Here is a 14,797-nt window from a genome sequence, read left to right on the forward strand (position 1 = left end):
TAGAACGTCATCCGAGTTTATTAAACTCTTCTCCTTATTTCAGAAACAGCGATCTATCCGAATTTTCATCAATACAAAAACAGGAACTAATATATTGCCTTTGAATATCATTTCAAACTGATATATTGATTATTTTGTTTCCTTTTTCTATTAGAAAGAGTTTGTTTAATAAAAGTGACTACTCCCACAACTGAAGTTGCGAGCATCCTGTTTAAAGGTCTTGAAAATACATATTGAGGAAGTGCACACAGACGAAGGATTCTGAGGTGAGTGATTAAAGTGTGAAGATATTAAGGAAAAATTAAATCGTTATTTCTTTTTTGTGATTCATTAAATTCCTCAATTAATTTGTCCTGCTTTTCTCTGTATATACTCAATTCTTCACTGATTTTTTTCTTTTCATCTTCAAGATTTGAGGAAAATAGTAAACTCATGTCATATATCATCATTAAAAAACTTGAAAAGAGCAAATAAATTTTTCTTATGATTCTTTGAAGTCTTAGAGTATACACGTGGTGAGTGATGCATTCTAACCAGTTTTCAAAACTCACTCTGCGAATTCTCACCACGCAAGTACACTTATATCATTATAAACGGTTGATGACCGACAATAGTAAAATCCCTAAAATAACCATTATTGAAGTAAATCCAGAAGTTTGGTTGGTTGTCCCATTAATTTTTTGTTTTGTTTTATTATCTTTAATTGTAAGATTTCCATCTTTGTTGATATCGGTCTCATTTTTGCTTAGATCTATATAATTTCCGTCTTTGTCTTTGATAGCAACAGTTTCGTCATCTACGTCTGATTCATTGGCTGGTGCTAAGTCATCCGTTATGCGTATGAAAGTAAAAACTACAGGTACATCACTGATGCCTTTCTTTTTAAAGTGCTCATCTATTACTTGATATATTTCATCAATTACTGATTCATTCACTTTCTCTGCAGTGGATTCCTCGAAACCTACTATTAAATATCCATGTATGTCGGCTCCAAAACTATTAACTGGGCCGCCGAATCTAGTCAAATATGGATTAATTCCTGCAGGTCTAGAACTAGAACGACTATACTCAGTAAGTAAATCTACCCATTCACTTTTTTCTTCTTCCTGGTGAATTTCAGGCATTGTCCCTCGAGCAGTTATAAATCCTGGAAACAACTTTTTAGCTTCTTCAAAAGATTCAGGACCATAATCTGATAACGAAAGATCTTCTTTGACTTGTGCCCACATAAAGACCACAGGTATGTCACTTATACCCTCTTGCTGTTCGCAATAATTAGTAATATTTTGATAGATATTGTTAATTCTGGAATCATTGATTTCTTCTTTATACGCAGGACTTAATTCAATTATTATTATTTTATTGTTGGTGGCAACGCTATCTATAGAGTTGTCAAGCTCTGAATATAATGGTCCCATAAGGGTGAGATTTAGCCAGCAATTAGCAATTGAATTTTCCCACGCTTGGTCAACTGTTTCAGGTAAGATTCCTCTGTATGCTATGAATGAGGAGTCATTTGCAAGTTCTTGTATAGAAGGATCAGAGAGTCCATTATATTTAGAATCATTCAATTTACTATCACCTGCGCTTACAGAACAGGATAATGATGCGCAAAGAAATAACATAAGTATCAATAATTTAAGCGTTAAGATTTTGCCAGTTTTGCTTTTCTTAAGTATGATATCAACCCCAAGTTATGTTTTATCCAAACTCTACGGCGACTAATTATTATATAATGAGACAAGCAATAATAAAGTATATCCATAAGTTTTTGACTTATTTTTGCTTTTGGAGAGACTTCATCTTATGTTAGCATGCAAATGATTGCATCCACTACTCAGTTTATTCAATATAGTTAAATTAAAACCTTAACTCAACTTTTCACGTGAAAATCAACTAAATAATTCATTCTTCATATTAATGGGTTCAAATCTTAACTTGTTCTGTTAGATCTCGACAATGATTAATAGAAAAATTTGGAATTTATTTCGAATTTCCTGTTGGAAACCGAAAATATGAAAGTCTTATTTAAGTGAAACAATAATAAATATAGACTTTTTTGCCTATATATTGTTTAATTCTGACTATACTGGTGTAATCAATTAAAGAGTTTGAAGGACGAGAACTTAACATTATTGTGCATGCACCTGAATAAATTGCTTTAACCTAGGAAATCTAAAAAATTAGATTTGGTGTTTTGTTGAGGTTGACGGGCTGTATCCCACCATTAAACTGACGGCGATTAGCCCTTCTTTTTCCTCAAGAGACTGAAAACAAACAAGCAAAAAGACATTATGCCATTCAGCTGTCTGGCAATCAAAGTCCTGTATTACTTCTTCCTGAACTTCCATCCACCATACAGGCAGATAAAGTTTCCTAATAATCCAAAACCCGGAGTAACTTTCTTATCACTCGATTTATTTCCATTTGAGTTAGTGGTTAAATTTCCGTTTGAGTTAGTGGTTAAATTTCCATTTGAGTTAGTGGTTAAATTTCCGTTTGAGTTCGTGGTTAAATTTCCATTTGAATTCGCTATTACATCAGTATAGTTTCCCACACTTTGAAAAGCAACAGGGACATCGGTCACATTTAGTTTTCTTGCTTCTCCATCAATTATTGGATAAATTTCTTTAGAAATAGTCATCTTTTCTTCACTTGATATATTTTCGGGAATCCCAACTTGCAGCCTAGTTAACTCTAATCCAAATGATCTAAGCTGACCTTTATCCATATATGCATCTATTTTTTCACCAACGCGCTTATAAACCAAATCCAATTTATTCGCCCATACATTGTACTCATTCTCATCTTTAAACAGAGGAATAGTTCCATAATTTGCAATATCTCCACCTTTGTAGATGGGTTCATGTCTTTGTTTCATGTACTCTTCGATAAAATATATTTTCGATTCAGAAAGGTCCTTTACATCTGGGCTTAGTGGAACATCCGCCTTAAAATAAGTACCATACCCGAACTCTACAGGGATATCCTGTATGCCCATCTCTTTTGCAGAATTATCAATTAAAGAGTATATCTCATTCATCAACGATTTATCAACATTACCATATTTGAATAAAATCACAAAGTATCCCTTTGCATTAGCTCCACATGTTACTACCTGCCCATGAGGATACATGTATTTAGAGGCAATAGTACCTTTTATTTTATTACTAAGTTCTTCAAGAGTAGAGTTCCAGCTTTTCTTTTGTTCCACAGTTTCCAGTACAGGAAGTTTGCCATATCTGGTAATTACGGTGTTTCCGTACGAGTTTAAGCCCCAAAATTCGTGATAATAGTCAAAATTTACATTGCTCACTTCAGAATCCAAATAATCACCCGACTGGAATGATTTATTATCAGTTGAATTTATTCCGAAAGCAGTACCTGTAGAACAACAAAAAATCAAAATAACTGATAATATGAAGAGAATTTCTCGCATTGCCATATAAACCTTCCAAAGCAAGTATAGAGTTCGTATGAACCGGGAAAGCACATTTGAACTCCATAAACTTCTCTTTCTTAACTCCTTATAAGTTTTATGTCCACCCTCTCTAACAATGCAATTTTCAAGCGGATTTTGAGTCTGGATTAATTTCCAATATTTTTATTGTTTAATGATTTGGCCATGAATTATTTATTTGAGTATTATGCCTTAATTCATATTCAAAAATGAGTATAAAATAAAAAATTACTCAATCTTAATGTATTAAAGTCTTATTTAAGTCAGTAAATGATAAATATAGACTTTTTTGCCTATAGATTGTTTAATTTTGACTATATTGGTGTAATCAATTAAAGAGTTCGAAGGACGAGAATTTACCGTTATTGTGCATGCACCTGAGTAAAATTGCTTTAACCTAGAAAATCTAAAAATTTAGATTTGGTGTTTTGTTGAGGTTGACGGGCTGTATCCCACCATTAAAATAACGGGGATTAGCCCTTATTGTTATTAAAATTTTATTGTTTTGCATGATTTGAAAATGGAACTGGAAACCAGAGAATAGTAAAAAGTTTCTAAAACCATCAGTATTAACCTCCCTGAGAAAGATATTGTATATTAGCTCAAAGCTTTAGAAATTTTTTGTATTTTATATATTGAAAGGTCATTAAAATACACAAACAAAAGGTAGATACAGAATTATAACGCTTAACTATATTAATATATACTACAATTATCTTGGGTGTGATAATATGGTAAAATTAGATGAAAAGATGAAGACTGCATTTTCGAAGGTAAAGATTTTTCCCGTAGCTACGGCCTCAAAAGAAGGAGTTCCTAACGTAGTGCCTATAGGATTCTGCCAGCTTGTGGATGATGAAACAATCTGGATTGCAGACAATTTTATGCTTAAGTCCCTGGAAAATCTAAAAGAGAATCCAAATATTGCAGTTTACGTTTGGGGCCCTGATACAGGCGGCTGTTTCCAGATAAAAGGTAAAGCTGATATTATTGATTCAGGGGAAAAGTTTGAAAAAATGAAAGAAATCGTGCATACAGCAAAACCTGGGCTTCCTGCAAAAACTCTCATCGAAGTCAAGATTACAGAGGTCTTCCAGTGTGCTCCCGGCCCGGATGCAGGAAAGAAACTACTCTGATAAAAACTCAAGTTATTCTCTGTAGAAACCTGATTTGAGATTACTATAAGGTCCTGTATAGTCTTCGGGAAATCAACATATTATAAGTACGCAACTGGCTAAAAATAGAATAAGTTCTCGAAGACTTTACATCTACCTACATATTGTCAGGCTATATATCGATGTGCTGATCATAGAAGAAGAATGATGCAATTTGAACTTAAACCTGATAATGGTTAAGATTATGTATATGAAATCTCTAATTCTCAGACAAAAAAGACTTTAAGAGAGTACAAAAAACTATCTCTATAGATTCTTCCTATAATTCTTTTTATACATTTCCGTGTATTGTGTCCTATAATTTCTGTGTATTGTATCCTATAATTACTTAAAAACATGAGGAGTTAAAAAGAATGGTAGATAACAAGTCTGAACATTCTAGACCTCTAGATCCCAATACTCTCAACTATTTAAGAATAAAGATGCTAGAACGAATAAGGCATGCAGTTGACGAAGGGTTTGTAAATACTTCTGATTCTCATTTACTCGAAGTTGTGACTGATCTCAGGACCTTGCTTGAAGATGTAGAAACTGAAATGACTAACAGAGGCATGAAGTTAAAAAAACTGAGCTCAAAACCTTCAGCTAGACCAGGTAAAATGCAGAAACTTATGCATCAGTAAAAACAATGAATTTGGATTTTGTGTTAAAAATAATAAGAAGTTAATTTGAGTTTAGATAACTTTCGGGACATACTATTTTCCGAGTTTTTGATTTATTATTGCCAACTGCCAGTAAAATTGATGTTAAATTTTAGCAATCCCAGAAGATACTAAAAAATTTCCTTAAAAGGCATCAGGTGGACTTTGCTATCAAAAGTTTTATTATAACGGAATGCATTGTATAACATCTCATAATTGAGATGCATCTCAAAATTAAGATGGGTGCCGACAGTGCCTGACATTGAATACCTCAAAAAACTCGCACTTATGGGAGCAGTAAATAAAACCATCAAGGTCTCATCGAGCGAGTTTCAAAAGCATACAGGAGCGAGCTCCAAAACTGCAGCAAGAAAGCTCAAACAGCTGGAAGAAGAAGGGCTGATTGAAAGGAAGATCGTTCCCGGTGGCCAGTTGATAACAATGACAGAAAAAGGGATTGAAGTTCTTAAGAACGAGTACGTCGATTATAGCAGGATCTTTTCTCCGGAATGCGAGATTCTCGAACTTGAAGGAAAGGTGCTCAAGGGACTCGGCGAAGGTCAGTATTATGTAAATATACCCGGATACAGGAAGCAATTTGAAGAAAAATTGCATTTTGTACCTTTCCCTGGGACTCTGAACGTACAGCTTTCTGAAAGCAGTTCACCTCTTAGAAATCTTTTACGTGAAATGCCGGCTGTCCGGGTAGAAGGTTTCAATGACGGAGAACGTACATTCGGAGGCGGGAAATGTTATCCAGTTGTCATTGGTGGTATAGAGGCTGCTGTAGTCGCTCCAGAAAGAACACACTACCCATCGGATTTGATTGAGATTATTGCACCTGTAAAGTTAAGAGACGCCCTGGGATTGAACGATGGGGACAGAGTTGTGGTGCAGTTAAAAAAACAGGGAATGGAGAACCAGAAATGAGCGGAAGTACGGTTTACGAATGTCTTACGTACAGAAATGAAAATATCAACCGGGCGCTGGAAGCCCTGAGGGCCGGAAAAATGATCCAGATTTACGATTCGGACTCAAGGGAAGGAGAAACTGATCTTGTAATTCCTGCTAAAGCGGTTACTTTCAAAGATGTGAAATGGATGCGAAAAGATGCAGGCGGCCTTATATGTGTGGCTGTAGATCCTGTAGCATCAAAACAGCTCAGGCTGCCTTTTATGGCTGAACTTGTCAGGGAAGCCGGTAAAACCAGTGATGTGCTCGGGGAAATTGTAGAAAAAGAAGGCGATCTTAAATATGATTCTCATTCTTCCTTTTCTCTCTGGGTCAATCACAGGGAGACCAGAACCGGCATTCCTGATAACGAAAGAGCCCTTACTATCCGGAAGATAGGAGAAATTACGGAAAAAAAGCTTTCAGGGGATGAAATTCATTTTGGGGACGAATTCAGAACCCCTGGGCACGTTGCACTGCTAAGGGCTGCTGAAGGACTTCTGGATGACCGCAAAGGCCAGACCGAACTTTCAGTTGCTCTTGCCCGCATGGCAGGCATTACTCCTGCAATGGTAGTCTGTGAAATGCTTGACGATAATAATGGAAAAGCTCTCTCTAAAGAAGACTCAAAAGAATATGGTAAAGAACACGGATTGGTATTTTTGGAAGGGCAGGAAATAGTGGAAGCTTATATGAAATGGACAGGCTTGGAATAAAAATTCGTCTTCCGCTTTTCTTCAGTTTACTTTTTCATTTTACTTTCTTTATCTTAGTTTTTTCATTCTAGTTTTTCACACTACTTTTCACACTACTTTTCACATTACTTTCACACTACTTTCACACTACTTTCACACTACTTTTTCATACTACTTTTTTTCTTGTCTTATTTTTACCCTTTTTTTAAAAGGCAGAATTTTATATAAAAATAAATCAGTATATCATTGATAGCTTCTTGATAGTCTTCAACCAAATTAATTCTCTCAGGATTGATATTCGTAATTGTTTTATTATCCGCCGCCTGTTTTCCGGCTTCGCACATTCGATGTAGGGAGTCAGATTTATGTTACAGAAACTCAAAAAAGTACAGCAAGTTCTCATCTATGTACTATTTCTGAACCTTGCAGTTGCGTTTGCCAAAATAATTTACGGAACCTTGACCAGCACACTGAGCATGACTGCAGACGGCTACCACTCTCTTTTTGATGGAGTTTCCAATATTATAGGATTGGCTGGGAGTTTCATCGGAGCCCGTCCGCCTGATCTCGGACATCCTTATGGACACCGAAAATATGAAACCGTAGCCGCCATTTTTATCGCTTTACTTTTAGTCTTTGTAGGGATTGAGATATGCCTGAACGCTCTTAATCGTTTCTTTACCCCAAACGTGCCAGAAGTCACAGCTATAAGTTTTCTCATAATTCTCGGAACGATGTGTATTAACTATCTGGTAACACGGTACGAATATAAACAGGGTGAACTTCTCAGAAGCCAGGTGCTTATAGCAGACTCCATGCACACAAAAAGTGACATTTATGTCTCCCTCTCGGTTATAGTAAGTCTGGCTGCCGTCAAGCTTGGTTTCTCCCTTATGGACCCTTTAATAGCCGTAGTAATTGCTTTTTTCATTTTTAGGGCAGGATACAGGATTATTAAAGAAGGTTCAAGGGCCCTTCTTGATATGTCCAGAATTGAAGAGAAAGAAATTTGTGACCTGGTCATGGGAGTTGAAGGAGTAAAGGGCTGCCATAAAATCCGAACTCGTGGGAGCATGGGAGATATCAAGATTGATATGCACCTGCTTGTCCAGTCGGATATGCCACTTGAGGATGCACACCTTGTCGCTCATAAAGTCAGCAAAAAGCTGAAGGGTGAATACAAAGATGTCTCTGATGTGGTTGTACATCTTGAACCCTCCATCCAGCGACCCCAAGGATCAAATAGCAAAAAAACCAGTTAAGATGCATGGCTGGAAACGTTTTCGGGCAGATGTTTCGAATTACGACCTGGGGTGAATCCCACGGCAGAGCTGTAGGTGTTGTGGTAGATGGACTGCCTGCAGGGCTTCCTTTCTCCGAAGTTGATATTCAGAAAGAACTGGACAGGAGGCGTCCGGGACAAAGTGAGGTTTCAACTCCGAGACACGAGGCCGATAGGGTTGAAATTCTTTCAGGAATTTTTGAAGGAATGAGTACAGGCACTCCGGTTTCTATGCTTGTCTGGAACTCGGATGCCAGGTCTTCTGCTTATGATGCTATTAAAGACACTCCAAGGCCCGGACATGCTGATTTTACGTATATGGCCCGTTACGGAATGAGGGACCACCGTGGTGGAGGCAGATCTTCAGCCCGGGAAACAATAGGCAGAGTCGCAGGCGGAGCTCTTGCAAAACTCCTGCTTTCCAGGTTCGGAATCCGAATTGTAGGGCATGTGCTTGAACTTGGAGCCATCCGTGCAAAGCCCCTCTCCTTTGAAGAGATTCTTGAAAACGTAGAAAAGACCCCAGTGCGCTGTGCGGATCTAGATGCTGCCGGAAAAATGCTTGAGAAAGTTTCTGCCCTTAGGCAGGAAGGAGACAGTATCGGAGGCATTGTCGAGCTTATTATAAAAGGTGTGCCTGCCGGCCTTGGAGAACCTGTCTTTGACCGACTGGATGCTGACCTTGCAAAAGCACTGATGAGTATTCCTGCCGTCAAAGGTTTTGAAATAGGAGCCGGATTTGAAGCTGCTCGCCTGCGCGGAAGTGAAATGAACGATCCTTTCCGGATCGAGGATGGAAAAATAACCACTTTGAGTAATAACGCAGGCGGGATTCTAGGAGGAATTTCAACCGGACTGGACATTGTCTGCAGGGCAGCAGTAAAGCCAACCCCATCCATAGGAAAAGTTCAGCAGACAGTTGACCTCAAAACCCTGGAAAACACTGAAATTGCAATCAAAGGCCGGCATGATCCTACAATTCCTCCGCGAATGGTTCCGGTTGCCGAAGCCATGGTTGCCCTTGTGCTTGCAGACCATATGCTCAGGAGTGGATTTATTAATCCCAGTACTTTGCTGAAATAAAAGGATGCAACGAAACTGAATCCAAATCTACAAAAATATCCATTGCAACTGATGACGTTCCAACTGATACCATTTTAACTGATGACGTTCCAACTGATACCGTTTTAACTGATGACGTTCCAACTGATACCATTTTAACTGATGCCAGATTTTCAGAAATGATCAGAATAGTTTTCAAAATAATAAGGTAGCTTTGCGTTTACCCATATTTTTTGTGACTATCTACCCGTTTTTTTTGTGACTTTCCTTTATAATTCACTTGACAATAAGCATTCTCCTTAGAAAATCCTTTTTAACTCTTTCCACCGCAAAATCTTTTCAGGTTTCACAGCAAATTCTTTTTCTTTTTGTTCTTGAAAAATGACCTCTTTTAACTAAATGTTCTGCTTTTTATCGAAATTTATTTCCTTTACCAAATCCGAGTCAAAAAAGAACCTAAAAGAGCCCAAAAAAGTCAAAAAAGAGCCCAAAAAATCTGGTACTGGATTTCAACTTTTATTGGTAAAACTGTCATGCAAAGGGCCACAAAAGTATGAGGTCACAGTTTCCGTATTTCAGGAAAATAGTTACGGTCTATATCGTCATATAAGCTTTCTGTCCAAAGTCTCTAACAATTAAAGGTCAAGAAACAGCTATAATTGGAATACAATGTGAGAAGAATAAGTTTGAAGATTTGGTTAGAAAAACTTATAAAGTGTGTGCTTAAATTAAATTATAGAGTTCAATTTATTTTAAAGTTATTAGTTATTAAATTTGTATTTACTTTTGCAGTTTCGAGGGATCTTAGTTGAAAATGAGGGCATTGATAGTTATCTGCTTGCTTATAGTATCACTGATACTTGAATCAGGTTGCATTGGCAGTAGCAGTGAGCCAGTCAAAGAAACAAAATTAGTTAATGAGACAAAGCTTGAGGATGAAACAAACAATCAAACTAGCTCATATAATTCCACCGAAAAAGATGTTTCTGTAGAGAACTCATCTGAAAAGAGCAAAAATTCCCTTACACTTGAAGGGCAAAGCTCCTTTTCTAACTACTACAATAAGAAAAATCTGCAGTTTGAAGCTGCAGTTCCCACTTATTCCTTACCTCTGCAGGATTCCGAAATTGCAAATTATTATCAGTTTACCCAAAAGATTCCCCTAACTAACGAGGAAAAGGATTTACTATACAAAAATGGTGTTATTGTAATCGAAAATGAAACTGCTGAAAACTCACTTACAGTAGGACAGACACTCGTAAATGAAACTTACAAGGACCTGAAAGTGGCTGATATTCCTATTTTTATCACATCTGACTCTCTTCTTCACCTTTATCATATCCAGTTTGATGAAACACTAAAAAGAGTAGAAGAAAAGGAATTTTACGATGACCTGTGGAAACTTGATAAAGCTCTCCTTGAAGCTTCCATAGAGGATTATAATGGAGCATCAGAGGTAGAAAAAGAAGCTGCAAGAAGAAACGTTGCATACTTTACAGTTGCTTTGAGCCTTCTTGAACCGAAACCTGAACAGATAGCAGAAAATTCGGGAATTGCAGAAGAAAATACACCCTTCTATTCGGGGGACGCGAAAGATTACAGTATAGAAGTCCCTTCATTTGTAAAGGATGATGTTGAAGCCGAACTAAGTCTGATAGAAGCTCATGAAGGTTCTGCAATTTCTCCGATTTTTAAGTATAGTGAAGATTACTCTCAGTACACTCCACGGGGGCATTACACAAATTCAGAGAAATTGAAAAACTACTTCAAAACCATGATGTGGCACGGTAGAATGAGTATGCTACTTCGATCAGATGTAATTGCTGCAGAAAACTCGGAAAATGAAGCGAAAATTCAGACCATTCAGGCTCTTTTGATTTCGGACCATTTTGACAGGGACAAAGACCTTCAGGCAAGATGGAACAGAATCTACAGCGTGACGGCCTTCTATGTTGGTTTTTCCGACGACCTCGGACCTTATGAATATACGAAGGTTCTGGATACTGTTTTTGGAAATGACAGATACGGAGTAAGCTTCGACAACAAAAGTCTTACAGCACTGAAGACCGAGCTGGAAAAATATGAAAGCCCAAAAATCTACAGCGGAACAGGGGGAGTAGTTCAGGCAGGCTCTGAAACCGAAAACAAAACTCTTGAGGCTACAAAAGGGTTCAGGTTCATGGGTCAGCGGTATACTCCAGACTCGTATATTCTCCAGAAACTAAAACCTCCAGCCCTGAACATTATGGACCTTCTAGGTTCTGAAAGAGCAAGAGAACACTTGAAAAACCAGGGTATTTCTGAGAATGAAGAATACAAAAAAGCTCACATATATCTGGAAAATGAATTTGGAGCTTTTAACGAAGAGGACTGGAATAAAAATCTTTACTGGGCTCAACTGTACGCTTTAAAACCTCTCCTAATAAGTTCTCCAGAGGGTTATCCTACGTTTATGCAGACTGAAGCCTGGGAAGATAAACAGCTTAACACAGCTCTTGCTTCCTGGACTGAACTCAGGCATGATACTATTCTCTATGCAAAGCAGGAATACTTTACAGGCCCTCCCCAGGTACCACCAGAAGAAAAACCTGTTCAGGGATATGTGGAACCAGTTCCCGAATTCTATGCAAGGATGCTTGCCCTTACAAAAATGGCACATACCGGACTGACTGAAATGGAAGTACTTGACATGCAGTCTGATGAAGATTTTACAACTCTTGAAAACACACTTGAAAAACTACTGGAAATCTCGATTAAAGAGCTTGAAAACAAAGAGCTGACAGATAAAGAGTATAAGTTCATCAGGAACTTTGGGCAAAATATAGCTCCAATGCTTGAGAATGTGGATATAAAGTCTCAGAACTCAATTCTGGTTGCGGATGTCTGTACATCTCCTGCTGGAGTTTTGGAAGAAGGGACCGGAAAACTGAATCTCATAATAGTAGCCTATAAACAGCCTGATGGAAGGATTGTTCTCGGAGCAGGCCCTGTGATGAGTTATTATGAGTTCTGGCAGCCCCCAGGACAGAGGTTGACAGATGAAGAATGGAGAGAAGACGTTTTCGAAAACAACTGTCCTGAAAGGCCAGATTGGGTGAAGTCTTTTAAGGTGTAAAAGATATTATTATGGATAATTAATTTTTTATGGATAGTTGATCTTTTTCATCTATTTTTTCATTTTAAGGGTACTCTTGCCTAGTTCAGAAAAAAACATGTAATATACTAGATTTCTAAAACTCGAAAAGGCAAGTACAAAAATAAAAAGGCGAGAGGTAAAAGAGGGATAATTCTGGAAGGAAGTAAATTGTTTTCGCTAATAATTATCGGTTTATTCTCGGCAATTTTTCTTTTATCCCTCTATGAATCCGGTGACTTGTCCTGGGTTACAAATGACGATATTGGTAACTGTGGTGGAGAAAACAGACTGGCTCCTTCAGATGTAATGCAAAGAATATATGAAAATGATAGCGCTTTTCAAAATTTGACAAAAGGAAATTATAATTACGAAGGTGGAGGGATCTTCAACGAAACCGGGGAATCCATAGGGTATATTCGAATAAACTACTTTTATGAAGTAACTATTGAGATGCAAAACGGTACGGTACTAAAATCTATTGAGACAGAGAATTCTCTTGAAGATCTCTACAAAGAAGCAGATGCTCAAAACAGATCTATATCCATTTATCCGCAAATAACAGGTGGTGAATTCTATATGATAACTATTGACACGCCAAACGAGACCGTGAAGTCGATTGAAAAGGTGGATGAATTGCCTGAATGGACTACAGAAACTGTAATTGAAGAAGTTTCGGAAGATGAACCTTAAGATGTACTCGGAATCATTGTTTCAGGAAAAACCATCTATAAAGTCTCAAGGTTCTTTTTTCTCATAGAAAATACTAACAGCAATTAAACATGAATTGTTTAATGATCTGGTCAAAAAGTTTACAATTTATATAGTACATCTTTGAAAAATGTTTAGTGAAGCTCAAAATGATATTGAGAGGTTTCATTGTATGAAAGAGACAACCTCGATTCTAAATAAAGCCCTGGATGTAATCGGAATTTTATTTGGACTTATATTATTTTATTCTTGGATCATATTTATATATAGTGTAAAAATGTCATTTTTTTCAGAAACGACATTTGTAAATGGCAATGAAATAACTATGGCTTCAAATTGGGGTCAAATAGACCAATGGCTTGGAGCAGGTCTTATTTTATTTTTTTTGATGTTTGGACACTATTTATTGTGTAGTAAGAATATGAGCAGAATTGAAAAAAATAGTGACATCAACGGTATAAAAAGCTCATTAATAGGCTTTATTTTGTGGCTATTTATAACAATAATTACTTTCTTATTTAATATTACTATTCCTTATTCTCTCAATATAGGTGGTGGATACATTATATTAATTTTCATTTATTTATTAATGAGAAAGAATCTATATGCAACTTCAGATTTCGAGCGATAACAGAATAGTTTTGGCATGTAACTTACATTATAACTTTTTGCCTTTCTTTACATATACTCAATCGGTCTCCAGCTCTATTCAACATCTATAGAACCAAAGTAGTTCGTATATCAGATTATGTTCCACATTCATGAAATTGAAGCCTGGAAATAAGCAGCTTGGCACAGTCCTTTCCTCCTGGACGGAACTCAATAAACCTGTATATAGTAAGAGAAAAAGACACTGGATATATTAATAACTCAGACAGTAAAGATTCTGAATCTGGTAATGAAAATATCTCAAAAGGATGTAAATCAAATAAGAATGACTCTGCTCCAGGTTTTGGATAGTTAGGGAGCTTGATTTGCCTATATAATGGATGAAAGCTAAGGAAAAAGTAACGCAAAGCTGAACTCATATCTTAATGAACTCTAAATTGAACTAAATATTTCCATGTGATAAGAAATTAGGTCTTTTCTTATTCTTTCGCAAGGAGAGGATTGCAAATGCAGAATTATAAAAAATTACTTTTGTTTCTGTTATTCATACCCTTAGCTGCAATCGCTGGTTATTATTTGTTAACATTTCTTCTTGTTGGTCCGGCAGAGGAGAATTTTTTTGAGTTGAAAAACCACGATGCAGGAACCCACGAAGTATCGGTTGAAATACTCAATTCGCATAATGAATCCGTATTTAAGGAATCATATAAGCTCCTTCCAGATGAGTCAGTCTCAAAAACAAAACCGTTTAATCTTAAAAACTCTTTTGATCAGAAAAAGTATACATTCAAAGTTGTATTAGATAACGGAGTAGCAGAAGAAAAAGCTTCAATATCTTTGCATCGTTGGAGTACGGCCATTATAGATATATACTGGGATAATGAGACACCAATAATGATAGAGGTAATTACGGTTTAAGGACAATTTATACTATTCAATAAGCTTGCCAGTTATCGAGTTTTTCTACTTTCCGTTATTTAAGTTATATTTGCAGATCATTGAATTAATATAGACCCTATAAATCCGACTTACGACATCCGTGTTTATGTAAGTGATTATCGACAAGGAGCTTCGTATC

Annotated in this window: 14 protein-coding genes; 10 read left to right on the top strand and 4 right to left on the bottom strand. The window is 36.8% G+C overall.

The annotated features are described in order from the left end of the window. Positions 1–290: 290 nt before the first annotated feature. The 4 genes from MSBR3_RS20280 to MSBR3_RS10640 all read right to left on the bottom strand — a co-directional run bounded on the left by MSBR3_RS20280 (position 291) and on the right by MSBR3_RS10640 (position 3,445). The gene (locus MSBR3_RS20280) at positions 291–551 is read right to left on the bottom strand and encodes a hypothetical protein (protein ID WP_155396793.1); all 261 of its coding nucleotides are present in this window, start codon (positions 549–551) and stop codon (positions 291–293) included. Positions 552–587: 36 nt separating this feature from the next. Then, positions 588–1,571: a hypothetical protein gene (locus tag MSBR3_RS10635; RefSeq protein WP_230627397.1), complete on the bottom strand. Its 984-nt coding sequence runs from the start codon at positions 1,569–1,571 to the stop codon at positions 588–590. Between the two features lie 612 nt (positions 1,572–2,183). Then, entirely contained in the window at positions 2,184–2,351 is a 168-nt protein-coding gene (locus MSBR3_RS20285; protein WP_155396794.1) for a hypothetical protein, read from the bottom strand. Beyond that, positions 2,330–3,445 (bottom strand): hypothetical protein, encoded by a 1,116-nt coding sequence (locus MSBR3_RS10640; RefSeq protein WP_230627399.1) that lies wholly within the window; start codon positions 3,443–3,445, stop codon positions 2,330–2,332. The genes MSBR3_RS20285 and MSBR3_RS10640 overlap by 22 nt, the downstream gene beginning before the upstream one ends. Positions 3,446–4,191: 746 nt before the next feature. On the opposite strand from MSBR3_RS10640, the gene MSBR3_RS10645 reads away from it, so the two are divergent. The 10 genes from MSBR3_RS10645 to MSBR3_RS10690 all read left to right on the top strand — a co-directional run bounded on the left by MSBR3_RS10645 (position 4,192) and on the right by MSBR3_RS10690 (position 14,637). Further along, the gene (locus MSBR3_RS10645; RefSeq protein ID WP_048108055.1) at positions 4,192–4,596 is read left to right on the top strand and encodes a pyridoxamine 5'-phosphate oxidase family protein; all 405 of its coding nucleotides are present in this window, start codon (positions 4,192–4,194) and stop codon (positions 4,594–4,596) included. Positions 4,597–4,988: 392 nt separating this feature from the next. Then, positions 4,989–5,258 carry a hypothetical protein gene (locus MSBR3_RS10650; RefSeq protein WP_048108056.1) on the top strand — a complete coding sequence of 90 codons (270 nt, stop codon included), beginning with the start codon at positions 4,989–4,991 and terminating at the stop codon, positions 5,256–5,258. A gap of 270 nt (positions 5,259–5,528) precedes the next feature. Continuing rightward, a complete protein-coding gene (locus tag MSBR3_RS10655) occupies positions 5,529–6,206 on the top strand; it encodes a winged helix-turn-helix domain-containing protein/riboflavin kinase (protein WP_048108057.1) in 678 nt (225 codons plus the stop codon). After that, positions 6,203–6,943 carry a 3,4-dihydroxy-2-butanone-4-phosphate synthase gene (ribB, locus tag MSBR3_RS10660; protein WP_048108059.1) on the top strand — a complete coding sequence of 247 codons (741 nt, stop codon included), beginning with the start codon at positions 6,203–6,205 and terminating at the stop codon, positions 6,941–6,943. Before MSBR3_RS10655 ends, ribB begins: the two co-directional genes overlap by 4 nt. 344 nt (positions 6,944–7,287) lie before the next feature. Further along, positions 7,288–8,184 carry a cation diffusion facilitator family transporter gene (locus MSBR3_RS10665; RefSeq protein ID WP_048108060.1) on the top strand — a complete coding sequence of 299 codons (897 nt, stop codon included), beginning with the start codon at positions 7,288–7,290 and terminating at the stop codon, positions 8,182–8,184. A gap of 5 nt (positions 8,185–8,189) precedes the next feature. Further along, positions 8,190–9,287 (top strand): chorismate synthase, encoded by a 1,098-nt coding sequence (gene aroC / locus MSBR3_RS10670; protein ID WP_048108061.1) that lies wholly within the window; start codon positions 8,190–8,192, stop codon positions 9,285–9,287. A 793-nt stretch (positions 9,288–10,080) separates the two neighbouring features. Beyond that, complete coding sequence (locus MSBR3_RS10675; protein ID WP_048110358.1) at positions 10,081–12,381, top strand: DUF3160 domain-containing protein; 2,301 nt, start codon at positions 10,081–10,083, stop codon at positions 12,379–12,381. Between the two features lie 189 nt (positions 12,382–12,570). After that, a complete protein-coding gene (locus tag MSBR3_RS10680; RefSeq protein ID WP_230627401.1) occupies positions 12,571–13,092 on the top strand; it encodes a hypothetical protein in 522 nt (173 codons plus the stop codon). Between the two features lie 190 nt (positions 13,093–13,282). Next, complete coding sequence (locus tag MSBR3_RS10685; protein WP_048108063.1) at positions 13,283–13,741, top strand: hypothetical protein; 459 nt, start codon at positions 13,283–13,285, stop codon at positions 13,739–13,741. Between the two features lie 485 nt (positions 13,742–14,226). Further along, positions 14,227–14,637: a hypothetical protein gene (locus tag MSBR3_RS10690; RefSeq protein ID WP_048108065.1), complete on the top strand. Its 411-nt coding sequence runs from the start codon at positions 14,227–14,229 to the stop codon at positions 14,635–14,637. Positions 14,638–14,797 lie beyond the last annotated feature (160 nt).

Origin of the sequence: Methanosarcina barkeri 3, from assembly GCF_000970305.1 — an archaeon.
Taxonomy (GTDB): Archaea; Halobacteriota; Methanosarcinia; order Methanosarcinales; family Methanosarcinaceae; genus Methanosarcina; species Methanosarcina barkeri_A.

Excerpts from the sequence above, each read along its gene's own strand:
- MSBR3_RS10685 (WP_048108063.1), top strand. The coding sequence starts at position 13,283 with ATGAAAGAGACAACCTCGATTCTAAATAAAGCCCTGGATGTAATCGGA.
- MSBR3_RS10690 (WP_048108065.1), top strand. The coding sequence starts at position 14,227 with ATGCAGAATTATAAAAAATTACTTTTGTTTCTGTTATTCATACCCTTA.
- MSBR3_RS10675 (WP_048110358.1), top strand. The coding sequence starts at position 10,081 with ATGAGGGCATTGATAGTTATCTGCTTGCTTATAGTATCACTGATACTT.
- MSBR3_RS10645 (WP_048108055.1), top strand. The coding sequence starts at position 4,192 with ATGGTAAAATTAGATGAAAAGATGAAGACTGCATTTTCGAAGGTAAAG.
- MSBR3_RS10650 (WP_048108056.1), top strand. The coding sequence starts at position 4,989 with ATGGTAGATAACAAGTCTGAACATTCTAGACCTCTAGATCCCAATACT.
- ribB (WP_048108059.1), top strand. The coding sequence starts at position 6,203 with ATGAGCGGAAGTACGGTTTACGAATGTCTTACGTACAGAAATGAAAAT.
- aroC (WP_048108061.1), top strand. The coding sequence starts at position 8,190 with ATGGCTGGAAACGTTTTCGGGCAGATGTTTCGAATTACGACCTGGGGT.
- MSBR3_RS10665 (WP_048108060.1), top strand. The coding sequence starts at position 7,288 with ATGTTACAGAAACTCAAAAAAGTACAGCAAGTTCTCATCTATGTACTA.
- MSBR3_RS10640 (WP_230627399.1), bottom strand. The coding sequence starts at position 3,445 with ATGGCAATGCGAGAAATTCTCTTCATATTATCAGTTATTTTGATTTTT.
- MSBR3_RS20285 (WP_155396794.1), bottom strand. The coding sequence starts at position 2,351 with ATGGAAGTTCAGGAAGAAGTAATACAGGACTTTGATTGCCAGACAGCT.